The organism is Acidimicrobiales bacterium, from assembly GCA_035316325.1.
In the GTDB taxonomy this organism is placed as follows: domain Bacteria; phylum Actinomycetota; class Acidimicrobiia; order Acidimicrobiales; family VFJN01; genus DASXTK01.
Genome location: DATHJB010000139.1, coordinates 1 through 15,956, shown reverse-complemented (window position 1 = coordinate 15,956; position 15,956 = coordinate 1). Strand labels below are relative to the sequence as shown.

The window sequence follows — 15,956 nt, the reverse complement described above, 5'->3', positions numbered from 1 at the left end:
CGGTCTCGTAGCGCACCACCACGATCTCGTCGCCGGTGACGCCGGGCGACGTGGCGCCGCCGTTGTCGCCGTCGAAGGGCTCGACGCACGGGGCCGAGTACATCGTCGGGATCGCCACGCGGCCGAGCTCGGTGTCGCAGGTCGGCCCGAAGTCGACGTCGACGCTCTCGAGCTCGGCCCGGGCCGGGGTCATCGGCCCGGAGCGGACCAGCTCGTCCTCGTCGGTCACGGCCGGGTCGCCGCCGGTGGCCGCGTCGTCGTCACCACCGTCGTCGCCGCCGCTGAAGATGGCGATGGCGACGACGACGACGATCGCGACAGCGACGAACGGCCCGTAGCGCTTGGCCGAGCGGAGCCAGCCGCCCGAGCCCTGCGTGCGGGCCGTACGGTCGGCCTCGCGGGCGGACCGCTGCGCCTCCAGCCTCGACGGCTTGCTCGCCGCGGGCGCGTCGGCCTCGGCCTCGGCCTCGACCGGCGCGTCCGTGGGATCGGGCGCGTCGGCTTCGGCGTCGGTGGTGTCCGACGCCTCAGTGGCGTCAGGGGTGTCCGACTTGCCGTTGACCTCCGGCTCGTCGTCTGTCGTCGACATCTCTTGGCTCCTTTGGCAGACCCGTCGTGTCAGTCGGGCAGGTCCGGTGGCGGATAGTCGGGCGGTTGGTCCTCGTCGGGCAGCTCCTCGTACACGGTCTCGGAGCTGTCGACGTCGAACAGGCCTGCGTCCTCGATCGACTCGGGGATCTCGCCGAGGGTGTAGCGCTCGCCGCCGTTGGCGTAGCGGTACATACCCGGGCCCTCGTTGTCGATCTCGTCGGGCCCCGACACGCCGGGATCCCACCAGATGAGGGTCATGTCGTCGATGCCGCCCAGGTCGGTGTCGGGCCAGAGGCCGTGGTCACCCCGGGACACGCCCGGCTCGGTGGGACCACCGCCGGTCGGCTCGTAGCGGAACAGCCCGTCGCGGAACGTGTCGGGGGTGAGGTCGGGGCCGGCGAGGTGGATGCCGTTGAAGATCGTCCGCAGCGGCGGCTCGCTGATGACCACCGTGTTGGACGGCGGCTCCTCGCCGTAGGCCCACTCGTAGATGCGGACCGAGGAGTTGGTGTCCGGCGCGCCGCGCCCGGCGATCAGCGACATGCCGAACCCGTTCTTCCACTGGTCGCCGTCCATCATCCGGGCGAAGAAGGTGGCGTCGGCCAGCACGCTGGGGCCGAGGATCCACTCGGGGTGGAAGTCCTGGGCGGTGGCCTCGGTGGTGAGCGGCCCGGGGGTGAACGGGTCGCCGTAGAAGATCACGGTGGTGACGCCCGCCTGCTCCAGCTGGGCGACCATCGTGCGGGCGTTCTCCTGGGCCGTGGACAGGTCGAGCTCGAACGGGATGTCGATCTCCAGGTCGATGCCCTGCTCCTCCAGCCCGTCGCGCAGCGCCTCGAAGATCGGCTGGTGGTCGCCGCCCGGGGTGTCGTAGTGCACCAGGGCGTAGACGCGGTCCTTGGCCCGGGTCGCCTCGTCGCCGGCGAGCTCGGCCTTGCCCGGGCCGGCCAGCTTCCCGACCATCTCGGCGGCCAGCAGGGAGGACTGGTCCGGCGTCGGACCGGGCTCCCACATGTAGGGGTAGTTCTCCTCCACGATGCTCTCGGGCTCGGAGAGCGTGCAGTTCGGGCCGCAAACGACGCCGCGCGACGCCAGCTCGGTGGCGAACGGTGTCGTCGCCTGCCCCGGCCCGCCGACCACCGCAAACGGCTCCATGTCGGCGATGGCGATGGCGTCGGCCCTGGCGGCCTCGACGTCGTCGGCGGCGCCGGAGCCGATGAACCGCTCCAGCCGGACCGTCCGTCCGTAGGTCTCGTACACCTCGTTGTAGAGGCGCACGTAGTTCTGGAGGGACTCCGTGGTGAGGGCGGGGTCGACGTCGGCGCCGCCGCCGGAGACGAGCGCGGAGCCCAGCGGGTCGCGGGCCGGGTCGGTGGAGTAGGCCACGACGAGGATCTCGTCCTCGGTCACCCCCGGCGTGGTGGCGCCCCCGTTCTCGCCGTCGAACGGTTCCACGCACTGCGGCACCTGCACGGTGGGCAGCCGGATCTTGCCGGTGTCGGTGTCGCAGTTGGGGCCGAAGTCGACGTCGTCGTTCCCCTCCAGCTCGGCCTTCTGCGGTGTCATGGGGCCGGAGCGGATCAGCTCCTCTTTGTCGACGTCGGCCGTGCTGGCCTCGACGCCAGAGCCCCCGCCCCCGTCGTCGTCATCGCCGCCGCCACCACCGAAGATGGCGATGGCCCCGGCGACGAGCACCACCGCCCCCACGATCGGTCCGTAGCGACGGAGGGCACGAGCCGTGCCGTTCGGATTCTTGGTGGGCCGGGACGGTTGTCCCCCGGTCTCGTTGGTCTCAGTTGTCTCAGTCATCGGGCGCTCCCCCTCGGGCGGCCTGGATGTTCTCTCTCTGCTCCGCCTCTTCGTGCCTCCCCACCGGCCGGCTACGACGCCCCCGACCGGGCGATCGCCGCAGCGTCGGTGCCCAGGTACGACTCGACGACCGTCGGGTGGTCGATGACCTCCTGCGGGTCGCCGTCGACCACGAGCCGCCCCAGGTCGAGGGCGATCATGCGGTCGGCGATCGACATCAGCAGCGGCAGGTCGTGCTCGATCACCAGCAGGCTGGCCCCCAGCTCCTCGCGCACCCGCCGCAGCACCGGCCCGAGCGCCTCGGCCTCGCGCTGGGCGATGCCGCTCGACGGCTCGTCCAGCAGCACGACCTTCGGCCCCTGCGCCAGCACGCAGGCCAGATCGACGATGCGCCGTGTGCCGGTCGACAGCTCGCGCACGAACTTGTCGCGGTAGCTGCCCAGGCCCAGCATGTCGACCAGGTCGACGACGGCGAGGTCCACCTGCTCCTCGGAGTCGCTCACGGCGGGGAGGTGCAGGCTGGCGGCGATCGGGTCGCGCACCTCGACGTGCTGCTCGAGGGCGACGGCGATGGTCTCGGCCACGGTGAGGCCGGGGAACAGGCGGCCGTCCTGGAAGGAGCGGCCCAGGCCCCGCCAGGCCCGCACGTGGGTGGGCGTGCCGTGGAGGTCGTAGACGTCGTCGCCGTTGCGCAGGCGGATGGTGCCGCTCTGGTCGTGGGTGTCGAAGCCGGAGATGACGTCGAACAGGGTGGTCTTGCCGGCACCGTTGGGGCCGATGAAGCCGAGGATCTCGTCGGGGGCGACGTCGAACGACACACCGTCGAGCGCCCGGACGCCGCCGAAGCGCTTGACGACGTCGCGCACCTCGAGCACCGGCAGCTCGTCCTCCCCGTTCTTTGAAGGAGAACGACCCGATACGGGCGCTTTTCCTTCAAAGACGCCGGGCTCGGCACCGTTGTCCCCGTTGCCGCCGGCCTTGTCCGCGGCCGAGAAGAACACCGAGCGCAGCAGGTCGGGCCGGGCCAGCAGCTCGGAGGTCGGGCCCTCGAAGCGGATCTCGCCCTTCTCCATGAAGTAGGCCCGCTCGGCGACGGTGAGCGCCACGTTCACCGACTGCTCCACCAGGATGATCGTGGTGCCCTGCTGCTTGAGCATCCGCACCATCTCCAGCAGCTGGCCGACGACTGCGGGCGCCAGGCCCAGCGACAGCTCGTCGATCATCAGCAGCCGGGGCTTGCCGATGAACGCCATGCCCAGGGTGAGCATCTGCTGCTGGCCGCCGGAGAGGTTGCCGGCCTCCACGTGCCAGCGCTCCCGCAGGATCGGGAACGTCTCCAGCACCCGCTCGGTGGCGATCGCCGCCTCGTCGGGCGACCTCTGCACCTGCCAGGCGGCGAGGCGCAGGTTGTCGGCCACGCTGAGCTGGGTGAAGACGCCCTGGCCGCCGGGCACCTGGGCGACGCCGCGCTTGGCGACCTCGTCGGGCGGCGTGTGGGTCATGTCGCGGCCGTCGAAGATGATCGCCCCGTCACTCGCCTCGACCAGGCCCGAGATCGACTTGAGCAGCGTCGACTTGCCGGCGCCGTTGGTGCCGAGCAGCGCCACGATCTCGCCCTCGTCGACCTCCATGTTCACCCCGAACAGCACCTGCACGCTGCCGTAGTGGACGCTCACGTCGCGGGCCAGCAGCAGCTTCACCTTGCCCTGGCTGCGCAGGTGCGCCACCTCCGACAGGGTCGCCGCGGAGCGCCACACCCGGGTGATGTCGTCGGAGACGTATTCGCCGGCCGACGCCAGGATCAGGCCGCCGATCAGGAACACGGGCGCGGCGCAGAGGAGGCCGATGCGCAGCCCGTGGGCGTCGCCGATGGCGCCGATGAACGGCAGCATCAGGAACCCGGGCAGCACCCAGAGCAGGCCGACGGCGTAGCCGAACGACCGCACCTTCGACGGCACCGCCAGCGACATCACCGCGAAGATCCCGGGGATCAGCATGAACAGGCCGGCGGAGATGGCCGAGTTGGCGGCGACCGCGATGCCCAGGTTGGGTGCCCAGGCGAACACGACCCACGCCACCGAGATGGCCGCCGCGATCCGGGACAGGAACTTGAGGACGTGGCCCGGGCCCTTCATCATCAGCCGGGTCGCCAGCGGGATGCCGATGAGCAGGCCGACGAGCTGGGCGGGCCCCTCGATGAGGGCGGCGAGGAAGCCCCGCTCGCGCTCGTCGAGGTTGAAGATCTCCTCGTAGTAGAGGCCGCTGAGCACCACCAGGCCGATGATGCCGATGGCCACGAACGGCAGGGAGTAGAAGATGCGCCGCTGGCTGCGGACCTGCCACAGGATGCGCCACGACTCGGCCCACGACGGCGGCTGCTCCTCGGTGACGGCCACCTCTTCGCTCACGCCCACCGCCCGGCGCTCGAACTGGCCCCGCACCGGGTTGTGGAGCCGCATTGCCAGCACCACGAACACCGCCGTCACCGCACCGAACAGGAAGAACGGCGTGCGCCAGCCCACGTAGTAGGCGATCAGGCCGGCGCTGAGCGGCCCGAGGAACTGGCCGAGGGCGTTGGCGTAGCGGTGGATCGAGTACACCCGCGCGCGCACCGGGATGTCGTAGTAGTCGGCGAGCAGCGAGTTGTGCACCGGGTCGTTGACGGCCCGGCCCAGGCCCGCGCCGGCCCGGGAGATCCCGAGCATCCACAGAGTGGCGGCCATCCCGGTGGTCACCGAGAAGATGCCCCAGGCCGCCGCGCCCATCACCATGATCGGGATGCGGGGCAGCCGGTCGGCGAAGAACCCGATCGGCACGGCCATCAGGAACGCCGCCAGGTACGACAGGGCGATCACGGTGAGGATGCCGTTGAGGTCGAGGTTGAAGTGGTCGCGGATGTTAGGGCTGAGCACGCCGAACGCGGTGCGGTCGAGCTCGTCGACCACGTTGAGCCCGAACAGCACGCCGAGGGGGAAGAACGGCGCCCCGCCGGTGGTCTTCTGCTTCCAGGCGGCCCAGCGGCCCTGGGGTGGGGTGACGGGTTCGGTCGGCGTCGCCGCGGCGACGATCGTGTCGTTGTCGCTCCGGTGCCCGGTGGTGTCGCCAGCGTGCTCGCTCATGTGAGTACCGGCTCGCTGTCGGACCCGTCGACCACCGGTGGCGGCTCCGGTTCGTCGACCACGGCCTCGGCGGCGTGGGGCACGGCGGCGTCGCTGTCGTCGACCCGCTCCCCCATCAGGCTGGGCACGACGATCCCGCGCCGTCGGGCCACCCAGCGGAACCAGGTGTCACGGCCGAGGGCCAGCAGCCCGCCGAACCCGCCGGGGAACACCATCAGGATCGCCAGCAGGCCGACGCCGCTGGCCACGTACTTCCACTCCGACGGCAGGAAGAACTCCGCGCCGCGCACGTAGGTCGCTCCCAGGAGGGCGCCGGGCAGCGACCCGAGCCCGCCGATCACCACCATCGTGAACAGCTGCAGGCTGCGCTCGGGAGCGAACGGGTTGGGCGTCAGGCCCCCCGCCTGCTGGACGTAGAGCGACCCGGCCAGCGCGGCCAGGAAGCCCGACAGGGCGAACGCCGCCAGCTGCGTCCGGATCACGTTGATCCCGTACGACTGGGCGGCCCGCTCGTTCTCGCGGATGGCGATCAGCACCCGGCCGGTGCGGCTGTGCCGCAGCCCGGTCACCATCGCCAGCGCCAGCAACAGCGTCGCCACCGCGACGTAGAAGACCGGGTCCGGGGATTCGTGGTCGATGTGGATGCTGCCGAACAGCGTCGGCTCGCCGATGCTCGACCGGGGCAGCCAGTCGAAGTTCCTCCGGTCCAGCAGGTACTCCGCGGTCAGGAGGGCGAAGGCCAGGGTGCTGACGGCCAGCGTGAGGCCCCGACGGCGCAGCGCCGGGTAGCCGACGACCACCGCGGCCACGGCCCCTGCGAGCCCGGCGACCAGCATGGACACGGCGAGGTCCCAGCCCCGCTCGGTGAGCGCTCCCCCGATGCCGGCGCCCACGCCCACGAACGCCATCTGGCCGAGGCTCACCTGCCCGCCCCACCCGGTGAGCACCACCAGCGACGCGGCCACGATGCCGAGCAGCACGACGATCGTCGCCAGCGACATCTGGCTGTTCGAGAGCCACATCGGCAGGGTGAGCACGGCGGCCGCGGCCAGGATCCAGCCGCCGAAGCGGGCCAGTTGGACCTCGGGCAGGTGGGCCAGCTCCCGGGGCGTCGGCCGCATCTCCTCGGTGGCCTGCCAGGTGGAGGCGTCGGCGTCGACCCGGCCGCGGCTCCGTCGCACCAGCAGCAGGCCGACGAGCACCACCACGAAGACGACCACGTGGCTGTAGGCCGGCCGGTTCCAGGGCTGGAACGTGATGGCCCGGTCGAGGATGCCGATCCCGATGGCGGCGGCCCCGATGGTGGTGAAGCGCGTGAACCGGCCGAACACGGCGGCCGCCAGCGCCTGCACCAGGAAGTCGATGGGCAGGGCCTGGCCGATGGGCAGGCCCACGACGCCGGCCCGCAGGTACATGGCCAGGAACGCCAGGACCCCGGCCACCGCCCACACGACGGTGTGGAGGCGCTTCACCGGGATGCCGAGGCCGGCCGCCCGGTCGGGGCGCTCGGCGGCGCCGATGATGGCGATGCCGACGGTCGAGCGCTGCAGGAACAGGGCCAGCCCGACGAGGGCGAGCGGCACGATGACGATGGTGAGGATGTCGTGGGCGCGGAAGGTGGTGCCGCCCAGCGTGAAGTCGGTGCCGAAGGGCTGCGGGAGCTTGGAGCCGAAGTCCTCGCCGAACGCCTGGGGCAGGAGGAACGCCGCGCCGGTCAGCAGCTGGGCGAGACCGATGGTGGCGACCGTGAGCACGAGCCGGGGAGCGTGCTCGAAGCGCCGCACGATCAGCGTCTCCACCAGGCCGCCGAGCAGCACGGCGGCGCCGAGGCCCACGACCAGGCCGATCCAGTAGTTCCAGTGCCAGCCGATCACGAGCATCACGGCCAGCACGGCGGGCAGGCCGCCGAGGTCGCCCTGGGCGAAGTTGACGATGCGGTTGGCCCGGTACACGAGGGCGATGCCGAGGGCGATGAGCGCGATGCGGCCGCCGTAGAGGGCGCCGTCGATGACCACGCCGAGGGTGGCAGGCAGGAACAGCTGCTGGATCAGCAGCATCGCTCCCAGCGGGACCACCCACTCGAACGGGCCCGAGGCCAGGTCGCCGACCCGCGTCAGGACGCCCCTGGCTGACGTCACTGTCATTCCGCCGATGACACCTCTTCCGTGGGTTGTCACCGCATCCCCCCTGGGCAGTCGGTTGTGGTCGGTGGTCAGGTGCGGGCCATGGGCCGCGCCGCGGCACGGACCAGGTCCCGCATCACCGAGACGGCGTCGTCGACGTCCAGGTCGTGTTGCTCCCGCAGCAGGTCCCACCCTGCGGCGTGGCTGGCGAGGTCGAGCGCGGCGAGCCGCCCGCGACGCTGGTCGTCGGTGAGGTCGACCAGCTCGGAGGCGAAGACCCACTCGATCTCCTGGCGGCCCCGCTTGCGGGCCTCCTCGAGGATCGTGCGGATGGCGATCGAGAACGGCTCCTGCAGGATCGCCGCCCGGCGGACGTTGCGCCCGCCCTCGTAGATGAGGGCCCGGCGCTGCACGAAGGCGAGCAGGCGGGTCTCGAACGTGCCCTCGTTGCGGCTCTCGGGGATGTGCTTCGCCCCGCGCTCCTCGTTGCGGACGGCGGCGGCGAAGAACAGCGCCTCGACGTCGTCGAAGTGCACGTAGAGCGAGCGCAGGGAGACGCCGGCCCGGGCCGCGATCTCACGGGCAGTGGGGCGCAGGTTCCCCTCGTCGATCAGCTGCAGGAGGGCGTCCACGACGTTGTCACGGGTTCGGTTGGCGCGTAGGAGCCGGCCATCTGTGACATTCGTCTCGCCCACGGGAACGACGTTAGGGCCTTTTCACACCATGTGCAACGATCGGGATCCTTGCCCTGGACAGGGCGTGTCGGGTAGTACACGCGAGGTGTTAAGCGTGCCTCACGAGCGGTTCGTCGGTGGGGTCGACGACGATCCGGCCTGGCTGGGCGTCGACGTCCTGCTCGTCGAGCCGACGGCGATCGACCGGCTGGTGCGCGCGGCGAGCGGTCGCTTCGGGAGCGACGACCGGGCGCTGGTGCTGGCGCAGGTCGCCCGGGAGGCGATCTCGGTGTTGGTCACCGTGGGCGTTCACGCGTGGGCCGCAGAGCGACGGGTGCCCGACCTGACGGCCGCCAACGTGGTGGTGCGCGAGGGGCCGACGGGGGTCGTCGTGGGGCTGCGTCGGCCCGAGGTCCCCGACGTCGTCGATGTCGTCGATGTCGTCGACGACGTCAAGCTCTTCCGCCGGCTGCTCGACCGGGTGCTGGGCGAGCCCCTGCCGCTGGGTGCCCTGCCGTCGGGCCCGGCCGACCAGGTGGCCGCGGTGGCGACCGTCGTCGCCACCGTGCGGCACACGATGCGCACCGGCAACCGTCACCTGTGGGGCACCGCCGCGCTCGCCGCGGCGAGCACGCTCACCCGCCTCGGGCCCCGGGCCGACGCCGATCGCGCCCGGCTGCTGGCCGCCCGGCCCGACCTGGCCCGCACCATCGAGCTGGTCGCCGTCCCGGATGCCGACGACGTCGTGACGTTCCCGATCCGCCGCACGTGCTGCCTCCTCTTGAAGCTGCCGGCCGGCCACCAGTGCGGCACCTGCAGCCTCCGCCCTCGCGACGACTGCGTCGCCCGGATGACCGCCTGGGCCCTGCGCTCCCGGGTGTAGGCGAGTCATCTCTGGTCGGTCCGGCGACCCCGAGTCGTTTGTCGTCGGAGACCGACCACAGACGACTCAAGAGCGGGTTGGCGACCACGGATGACTCGGGTTGCTCAGGTGGAGTGATGGCGACGTCGCAGCGGCGCCCGCCGACCGTTTCGGTGCGGCGACACCGCAGCGACGTCGTGAAACCGCGCCGGCCGTCGCTCCCGGCTAGCTGCAGGAGCACGGAGGGGTGTCGGCGACGTCGGCGTTCTTGACGTACCACTCCCAGCGGGCACCGTCGGGGCCGGCCACCCAGGTCTCGGTCTTGGCGGCGTAGCAGCACTCGGTGTCGGCGACGCCGGTGGTGTCGATGCCGGTGTCGCTCAGGCGGGCCTCGGCGGCGACGACCTCGTCGGCGGTCTCCGTCTCGACGCCCAGGTGGTTGATGGTGCCGCCGTCGCCGTCCCCCTCGAAGAGGACCAACTTCAGAGGCGGGTCGGCGATGGCGAAGTTGGCGTAGCCGGGCCGGGTCTTGGCGGGCTCGGCGCCGAACATGCGGCGGTAGAAGTCGACGGCCTCGTCGAGGTCGGACACGTTCAGGGCCAGCTGCAGGCGCATGGTCGCTCCTCTTGTTTCGATCACCATCGATATGATGGTTGTCGATACGATAGCGCTTACAGATCGAAGGATGTCAATGTGTTGGCGATGAAGCCTCGGATCCCCCTCGTCGAGCTGTGTTGCCCGCCGCTGACCGGGGGCCGCCTCGACGAAGCCGCCGCCACCGAGCTGGCCGGCGTCCTCAAGGCGCTGGCCGACCCGGTGCGTCTGCGGCTGGTCAGCATCGTCGCCGCCGCGCCCACCGGCGAGGTCTGCGCCTGCGACCTGCCCGCCCTGCTGGGTCGCAGCCAGCCCACGATCAGCCACCACCTGTCGCTGCTGGTCGACGCCCGGCTGCTCGAGCGCGAGCAGCGCGGCAAGTGGGCCTGGTTCCGCCTCCGCCCCGAACGCCTCGCCGAGGTCCGCGCCGCCCTCGGCGCCTGAGCCCGTCAGGTCGCGACGGGGACGTCGAGGCTGGCGAGAAGTGTGCGGACGCGGGTGCCGATCTCGTCGCGGATGGGGCGCACGGCGTCGACGTCCTGACCGGCGGGGTCGTCGAGCTCCCAGTCCTCGTAGCGCTTGCCCGGGAAGTACGGGCAGGCGTCGCCGCAGCCCATCGTGACCACGACGTCGGCGGCGCGGACGATCTCGTCGGTCCAGGGCTTGGGGTACTCCCGGGCGATGTCGATGCCGACCTCCTCCATGGCGGCGACCGCGGCCGGGTTCACCTCGCTGCCGGGCTCCGACCCGCCCGACCAGGCGACGGCCCTCCCGCCGGCCAGGTGGTTGAACCAGCCGAGCGCCATCTGCGACCGCCCGGCGTTGTGCACGCACAGGAACAGGACGATCGGGAGCCCGTCGTCGCTCCTGCCCTCCACCTTGGCGAGCGCGGTGAGGCGTTGACGGGCGAAGCGCTCGGCCAGCAGCGGCAGGAAGTGCACGACCGACGCCCGCCCGGCGAACTGGTCGAAGCTGGTCTCCAGGAACAGCTGGATGGTCTCAGTCGAGAACGTGCCCTCGTATTCGCTGCGCAGGTTGCTGGCCGCCGTTCGCAGGGCCAGCGTCTGGTCGGGGCTGAGGGAGTTGAGGTCGGGCATCGTGGGCCTCCTCTGAGGTGAACAGAACGCGGGCCGCGGCCACCGCCAGCAGGGCGCCGGCGAGCTGGGCGGCGACGAACGCCGGTGCCGACGCGGGCGCGATGCCGGCGAAGCTGTCGGACAGGGTGCGGGCGAGCGTCACGGCGGGGTTCGCGAAGCTGGTGGACGACGTGAACCAGTAGGCGGCGCCGATGTAGCCGGCCACGGCGACGGCGGCCCGGTCGGGGCGGCCCGTGTGGACGGCGCCGAAGATGACGGTGAGCAGGCCGAAGGTCGCCAGCAGCTCGGCGAAGACGTGGGCGCCGGTCGCCCGATCGGTGGTGGACCAGTCGACCGCCGGCAGCTCGAACATCACGTTGGCGGCGACGGTCCCGAGGCACCCGCCCAGCACCTGGGCGGCGGCGTAGGCGATGGCGGCCCGGGTGTCGATCCGTCGCCGGAGGCGTTCCGCCAGCGTCACCACGGGGTTCAGGTGGGCGCCGGACACGGCCCCGAAGGTGACGATCAGCGCCACCAGCGCCAGGGCCGTCGCCGTCGAGCTCTCCAGCAGCTGCAGGCCGACGTCGTCGGGCGACAGGCGTTGGGCGGCGATGCCGGAGCCGACCACGGCCACGACGAGCAACCCGGTGCCGAGGCCCTCCGCCAGCGCCCGGGCGCCGAGCGACGGCGGCGGGACGCTCACGAGCAGGGCCGCCGGCGTCGGGGCGCGGGAGCGGTCGCCAGGGCGCCGAGGCGCGCCGCGAGCCCGCTGATCACGTCGCCGACCAGGCAGTAGTAGGTGAAGGACCCGAAGCGCTCCGCCCGCACCACACCGGCCTGGCGCAGCGCCCGCAGGTGGTGGCTGACCAGCGGCTGGGGCGCGCCCAGCTCCTCCACGAGGTGGCAGTTGCAGAGATCCTCGACGGCGAGCCGGCGCACGATCTCCCACCGCAGCGGCTCCCCCAGGAGCTTCAGCAGCGCGCCTGTGGCCTCGTCCACCTCGACATCAACGTTCATTGATATCGATCTTGGTTGATATCTCGCCCGCTGTCCAGCGGGTCGGGGCTACGGGTGGGAAGGGGAAGGTGGGGCGTCGGGGACGTCGAGGATCACGTCGTCGGCGTAGCACCACCACCAGTCCTCGCCCGGCTCGTAGGAGCGGACGATGGCGTGACCCGACTCCCGGAAGTGGGCCGTGGCGTGGCGGTTGGGCGAGCTGTCGCAGCAGCCGACGTGGCCACACGTCATGCACAGCCGCAGGTGGACCCAGCGGTCACCGGCCCGCAGGCAGTCCTCGCAGCCGGTGCTCGACGGCGACGGGTGCGCGGTGACGACCTCGTCGATGTGGGTGCAGACGTCGGACATGGTTCAGAGGCTATGGCGCCTCGGCGAAGCCCGAGACCGCTTGGGGCGGCGGCGGGGTGGTTGGTGGGGCTACGAGGGGATCGACCAGTCGATGGGCTCCCGGCCCGCCTCGACCAGCGCGGCGTTGGTGCGGGAGAACGGGTGGCTGCCGAAGAACCCGCTCGACGCCGACAGCGGCGACGGGTGGGGTGACTCCACGATCACGTGGCGCGAGGTGTCGATCAGGCCCTTCTTCTTCCGGGCCGACGCCCCCCACAGGATGAACACCACCCGCTCGGGCTTCTCGTTCACCGCCTTGAGCACCTCGTCGGTGAAGACCTCCCAGCCCTTGCCCTGGTGCGACGCGGCGTTGGAGCGGCGCACGGTCAGTGTGGCGTTGAGCAGCAGCACACCCTGACGGGCCCAGTGGTCGAGGCAGCCGTGGTCGGGGGCGACGACGCCCACGTCCTGCTCCAGCTCCTTGAAGATGTTCTGCAGCGACGGCGGCAGCGGCACGCCCTTGCGCACCGAGAAGCACAGCCCGTGCGCCTGGTTGGGGCCGTGGTACGGGTCCTGGCCCAGGATCACGGCCTTCACGTCGGCGAACTGCGTGAGGTGCAGCGCTGCGAACACCTCGTCGTGGGGCGGGTAGACGGTGCTGCGCTGCCGTTCCTCCACCACGAACCGCTGCAGGTCGTCCCAGTAGGGCTTGGCGAACTCCTGGCGCAGGACCGGGTTCCAATCCGTCTTCGTCATCACCGCCATGCTGCCATCCCCGAGGGGCCGGCCTGGTCGTCCGCCGATCCGACCAAAAAGCCTTACACCGTCGGTGGTATTTATCCCGCACATCGTGTTTACAGCACTCAGGGTGGCCGTTACGTTGCGCTCCGCCCGTTGCGAGTTTGGCGGGTCCCAGACACCCCCGTCTGGGCCAGAAACTGCAAACAACGAGTGGAGTAACAAAAAGCATGGCACTTTCGAACGATGAGCTCGAGCTCCAGTCGACCGAGTACCTGCCCGCACGCGAGGTCATGACCGGCCTGGGTGGAAACGGCCACAACTGGCTCTGCGGCGGTCTCGTCAACGTCGACGCCGACGTGCACGACATCGACATCGTGAAGGACGTCAACATCCTGACCGGTGACGACAGCGACGTCGTCGACATCGACAAGCTCTTCGTCGGGATCTTCTAAAGGCCTGAACGAGGACACACGGCGGAACCCGGGGGCGGGCTACGGCTCGCCCCCACCGTCGGGTCCGGGGACGAGGAGGATCATGTCGGGCGAGACCATCGAGATCGGCATCGGCGACGTCGGCGACCTGGGCGACCTGGGCGACGACATCACCGCACCGGTCGACCTCGGCGGCGAGCGGCTGGAGCTGGCCGACGGCGTCGAGCTGCTGGGCAAGTACCAGGGTTCGGGGTTCCGCACCCCGTCGTACCTGGTGAAGCGCAGCGACGGGCAGGTGATCCAGGTCACCGAGCTCATCTACCTGGTGGCCACCTGCCTGGCCGCCGGCTACCACCTGCACCAGGTGGCCGCCCGCATCACCGGCGAGCTCGATCGCTCGGTGAGCGTCGAGAACGTGGCCTACCTGGTCAACCAGAAGCTGCGGCCGGCGGGCCTCATCCGCTCGGTGGAGGGCGCCACGCCGCCGTCGCCCCGGGCCAGCGCCCTGCTCACCCTGCGCATGCGCGTGCCGCTGGTGCCCGCCCGGCTGCACGGCGTCGTCACCCGGGCGCTGCTGCCGCTGTTCCGGGCACCGGTCGTGGTGGCCGGGCTGGCCGGGCTGCTGGCGCTCGACGCCTGGCTGGTGCTCGCCAAGCGCGACGAGATCACCCACGGGGTGCGCGAGATCATCTACCACCCCCTGCTGGTGCTACTGATCACCGGCCTGACGCTGGTCGCCGGCGCCTTCCACGAGACCGGCCACGCCACCGCCGCCCGCTTCGGCGGCGCCACCCCCGGGGCGATGGGCGCCGGCGTCTACCTCGTGTGGCCGGTCTTCTACACCGACGTCACCGACTCGTACCGCCTGTCCCGCAAGGGACGGCTGCGCACCGACCTCGGCGGCGTGTGGTTCAACGTCCTCTTCACCCTCGGCGTCGCCGGCGCCTACCTGGCCACCGGCTTCGCCCCGCTGCTCGTGTACCTGGTGCTGGCCCAGCTCGAGACGCTGCGCCAGTTCCTCCCCTTCGTCCGCCTCGACGGCTACTACGTGATCAGCGACCTGGCCGGCGTGCCCAACCTCTTCACCTACATGCAGCCGGTGCTCACCACCCTCTTCCGGCGGCGCGACCCGGCGGCGCTCGCCACGGCCCGGGCCAAGCTCGACGAGCTCAACCCCCGGGCCCGCAAGCTGATCACCGGCTGGGTGGCGATCACCGCCCCGGTGCTGCTGGCCAACATCGTGCTGCTGGTGGTGCTGCTCCCCCGCCTGGCCGGCGCCGCCTCGGGCTCGGCCGGCAGCCAGCTCCGCCGCATCGCCGGCGTCGACCACGGCTTCGACGTGGTGACCGCCGCCAACGGCCTGGTCGGGCTGTGCCTGCTGGCCGTGCCCGTGCTGGGCATGCTCTACATCTCGGCCCGGCTGCTCGGCCGGGTGGTGGCGACCACGCAGGGGTACTGGCAGTCGCGCCCCCGGATGGCGGCCGTGATGACGGCGGCGGCCAGCGCGGTGGCGGCGTGGCAGCTCGGCTTCGTGTGGCCCGACGCCTTCGCCACGGCCCTCCAGCAGGCACAGCGGGCGACGGTGGTCGAGATCGCCGAGCCGGCGTCGTCGGAGTCGGCCGGGTCGTCGGGCGGCGACGGCGGCTCCGACACCGAGGTCGCGGGGGCCACGCCCGGCACGCGGGTGACCGACTCGCTGGGCGACACCCGCCCGAAGCCGGCGGCACCTTCGCCACAGCCCGCCGGTGGGCCGGCGCCGACCGACGGCACCACGTCGTCGAGCAGCAGCACGGCCGGGTCACTGATCCCGGGCACCAGCGAGACGACCGGCGTCCACTCGGGCGTCCGCGACGTCGACACCGACCGCCCGACCGCACCCACCACCACCCCGCCGCCGCCCGCGCCGACGACCACGGACCCGCCGAACGCCATCGAGGATCTGCTCGAGGGCATCTTCGGCCCCCACCCGTAAGCGAAATTGCGTGGCTGGTGGCTGCTCTACGGCCACCAGCCACGCAATTTCGGGTCTTTAGCGGACGGCGGCGCGGTAGCCGTTGGGGCCGCAGATGCCGTCGCGCTGGCCGAGCACCACCACGATGAGGTGGTTCACCTCGGCCCCCACGGCACCGTCGACCCGCAGGGCGTAGCCCTTCCGGCGCCCCTGCCGCTGCAGCCACGACACCAGGTTCGGGTTGCGGTTGCCCGGCAGGTCGCGGCGCCAACCGATCATGTTGCGGCTCATCGCGGCGACCGTGTTGGGCCCGATGGCGCCGTCGGCGGTCACCCGCAGCAGGCGCTGCAGCTCCATGATCCGCCCCCGCTCCCCCGCGGCCGTCGGCGGCGACCCAGGCGACGGCGGCGACGGCGCCGCGCCCAGGAAGCGACGCAGCCGGGCGTTGATGGCCCGGGCGTCGGCGACCGTGCCCGTGAACTCGAAGTGCATCGGGTCGGGCACCGAGGTGACGAAGTCGCCGCCCCAGCGGAACCCGTTGCCCTTCCACATGTCGCGCACGTTCCGCGGGATGTTCGTGGTCAGCGGCCGCTTCCGGGGGTTCACGGGCGCGTTGATGTCGACCGCCGTCCCCCAGCTGT

16 protein-coding genes are annotated in these 15,956 nt (G+C 71.6%); 4 read left to right on the top strand and 12 right to left on the bottom strand.

Annotated features, from left to right (window positions below; all coding sequences use genetic code 11):
- The 5 genes from VK611_18645 to VK611_18625 form a co-directional block, all read right to left on the bottom strand.
- On the bottom strand, positions 1-589 hold a 589-nt coding region (locus tag VK611_18645; GenBank protein ID HMG43355.1), incomplete at its 3' end, for a hypothetical protein.
- Positions 590-618: 29 nt separating this feature from the next.
- Positions 619-2,400: a hypothetical protein gene (locus VK611_18640; protein ID HMG43354.1), complete on the bottom strand. Its 1,782-nt coding sequence runs from the start codon at positions 2,398-2,400 to the stop codon at positions 619-621.
- 71 nt (positions 2,401-2,471) lie between these two features.
- Positions 2,472-5,519, bottom strand: coding sequence for an MFS transporter (locus tag VK611_18635; protein ID HMG43353.1), 3,048 nt, complete (start codon positions 5,517-5,519; stop codon positions 2,472-2,474).
- Positions 5,516-7,663, bottom strand: coding sequence for an ABC transporter permease (locus tag VK611_18630; GenBank protein HMG43352.1), 2,148 nt, complete (start codon positions 7,661-7,663; stop codon positions 5,516-5,518). The genes VK611_18635 and VK611_18630 overlap by 4 nt, the downstream gene beginning before the upstream one ends.
- 68 nt (positions 7,664-7,731) lie before the next feature.
- Positions 7,732-8,337: a TetR/AcrR family transcriptional regulator gene (locus VK611_18625; protein HMG43351.1), complete on the bottom strand. Its 606-nt coding sequence runs from the start codon at positions 8,335-8,337 to the stop codon at positions 7,732-7,734.
- Between the two features lie 94 nt (positions 8,338-8,431).
- On the opposite strand from VK611_18625, the gene VK611_18620 reads away from it, so the two are divergent.
- Positions 8,432-9,199: a hypothetical protein gene (locus tag VK611_18620; protein HMG43350.1), complete on the top strand. Its 768-nt coding sequence runs from the start codon at positions 8,432-8,434 to the stop codon at positions 9,197-9,199.
- Positions 9,200-9,403: 204 nt separating this feature from the next.
- On the opposite strand, the gene VK611_18615 is transcribed toward VK611_18620, so the two are convergent.
- Positions 9,404-9,793 carry an ArsI/CadI family heavy metal resistance metalloenzyme gene (locus VK611_18615; protein ID HMG43349.1) on the bottom strand — a complete coding sequence of 130 codons (390 nt, stop codon included), beginning with the start codon at positions 9,791-9,793 and terminating at the stop codon, positions 9,404-9,406.
- Positions 9,794-9,880: 87 nt separating this feature from the next.
- Here VK611_18615 and VK611_18610 point away from each other — a divergent pair, with 87 nt between their 5' ends.
- On the top strand, positions 9,881-10,216 hold the full coding sequence (locus VK611_18610) for a metalloregulator ArsR/SmtB family transcription factor (GenBank protein HMG43348.1): 336 nt from the start codon (positions 9,881-9,883) through the stop codon (positions 10,214-10,216).
- Positions 10,217-10,221: 5 nt separating this feature from the next.
- On the opposite strand, the gene VK611_18605 is transcribed toward VK611_18610, so the two are convergent.
- The 5 genes from VK611_18605 to ung all read right to left on the bottom strand — a co-directional run bounded on the left by VK611_18605 (position 10,222) and on the right by ung (position 12,948).
- Positions 10,222-10,869, bottom strand: coding sequence for an arsenate reductase ArsC (locus VK611_18605; GenBank protein ID HMG43347.1), 648 nt, complete (start codon positions 10,867-10,869; stop codon positions 10,222-10,224).
- Complete coding sequence (locus tag VK611_18600; GenBank protein ID HMG43346.1) at positions 10,772-11,551, bottom strand: MIP/aquaporin family protein; 780 nt, start codon at positions 11,549-11,551, stop codon at positions 10,772-10,774. The genes VK611_18605 and VK611_18600 overlap by 98 nt, the downstream gene beginning before the upstream one ends.
- The gene (locus VK611_18595) at positions 11,548-11,865 is read right to left on the bottom strand and encodes a metalloregulator ArsR/SmtB family transcription factor (GenBank protein HMG43345.1); all 318 of its coding nucleotides are present in this window, start codon (positions 11,863-11,865) and stop codon (positions 11,548-11,550) included. Before VK611_18595 ends, VK611_18600 begins: the two co-directional genes overlap by 4 nt.
- A gap of 48 nt (positions 11,866-11,913) precedes the next feature.
- Complete coding sequence (locus VK611_18590; GenBank protein ID HMG43344.1) at positions 11,914-12,213, bottom strand: UBP-type zinc finger domain-containing protein; 300 nt, start codon at positions 12,211-12,213, stop codon at positions 11,914-11,916.
- 69 nt (positions 12,214-12,282) lie between these two features.
- Entirely contained in the window at positions 12,283-12,948 is a 666-nt protein-coding gene (ung, locus tag VK611_18585) for a uracil-DNA glycosylase (protein HMG43343.1), read from the bottom strand.
- Between the two features lie 212 nt (positions 12,949-13,160).
- On the opposite strand from ung, the gene VK611_18580 reads away from it, so the two are divergent.
- The gene (locus VK611_18580; GenBank protein HMG43342.1) at positions 13,161-13,385 is read left to right on the top strand and encodes a hypothetical protein; all 225 of its coding nucleotides are present in this window, start codon (positions 13,161-13,163) and stop codon (positions 13,383-13,385) included.
- An 82-nt stretch (positions 13,386-13,467) separates the two neighbouring features.
- Positions 13,468-15,336 carry a hypothetical protein gene (locus tag VK611_18575; GenBank protein ID HMG43341.1) on the top strand — a complete coding sequence of 623 codons (1,869 nt, stop codon included), beginning with the start codon at positions 13,468-13,470 and terminating at the stop codon, positions 15,334-15,336.
- A 57-nt stretch (positions 15,337-15,393) separates the two neighbouring features.
- On the opposite strand, the gene VK611_18570 is transcribed toward VK611_18575, so the two are convergent.
- On the bottom strand, positions 15,394-15,956 hold a 563-nt coding region (locus VK611_18570), incomplete at its 5' end, for a M15 family metallopeptidase (GenBank protein HMG43340.1).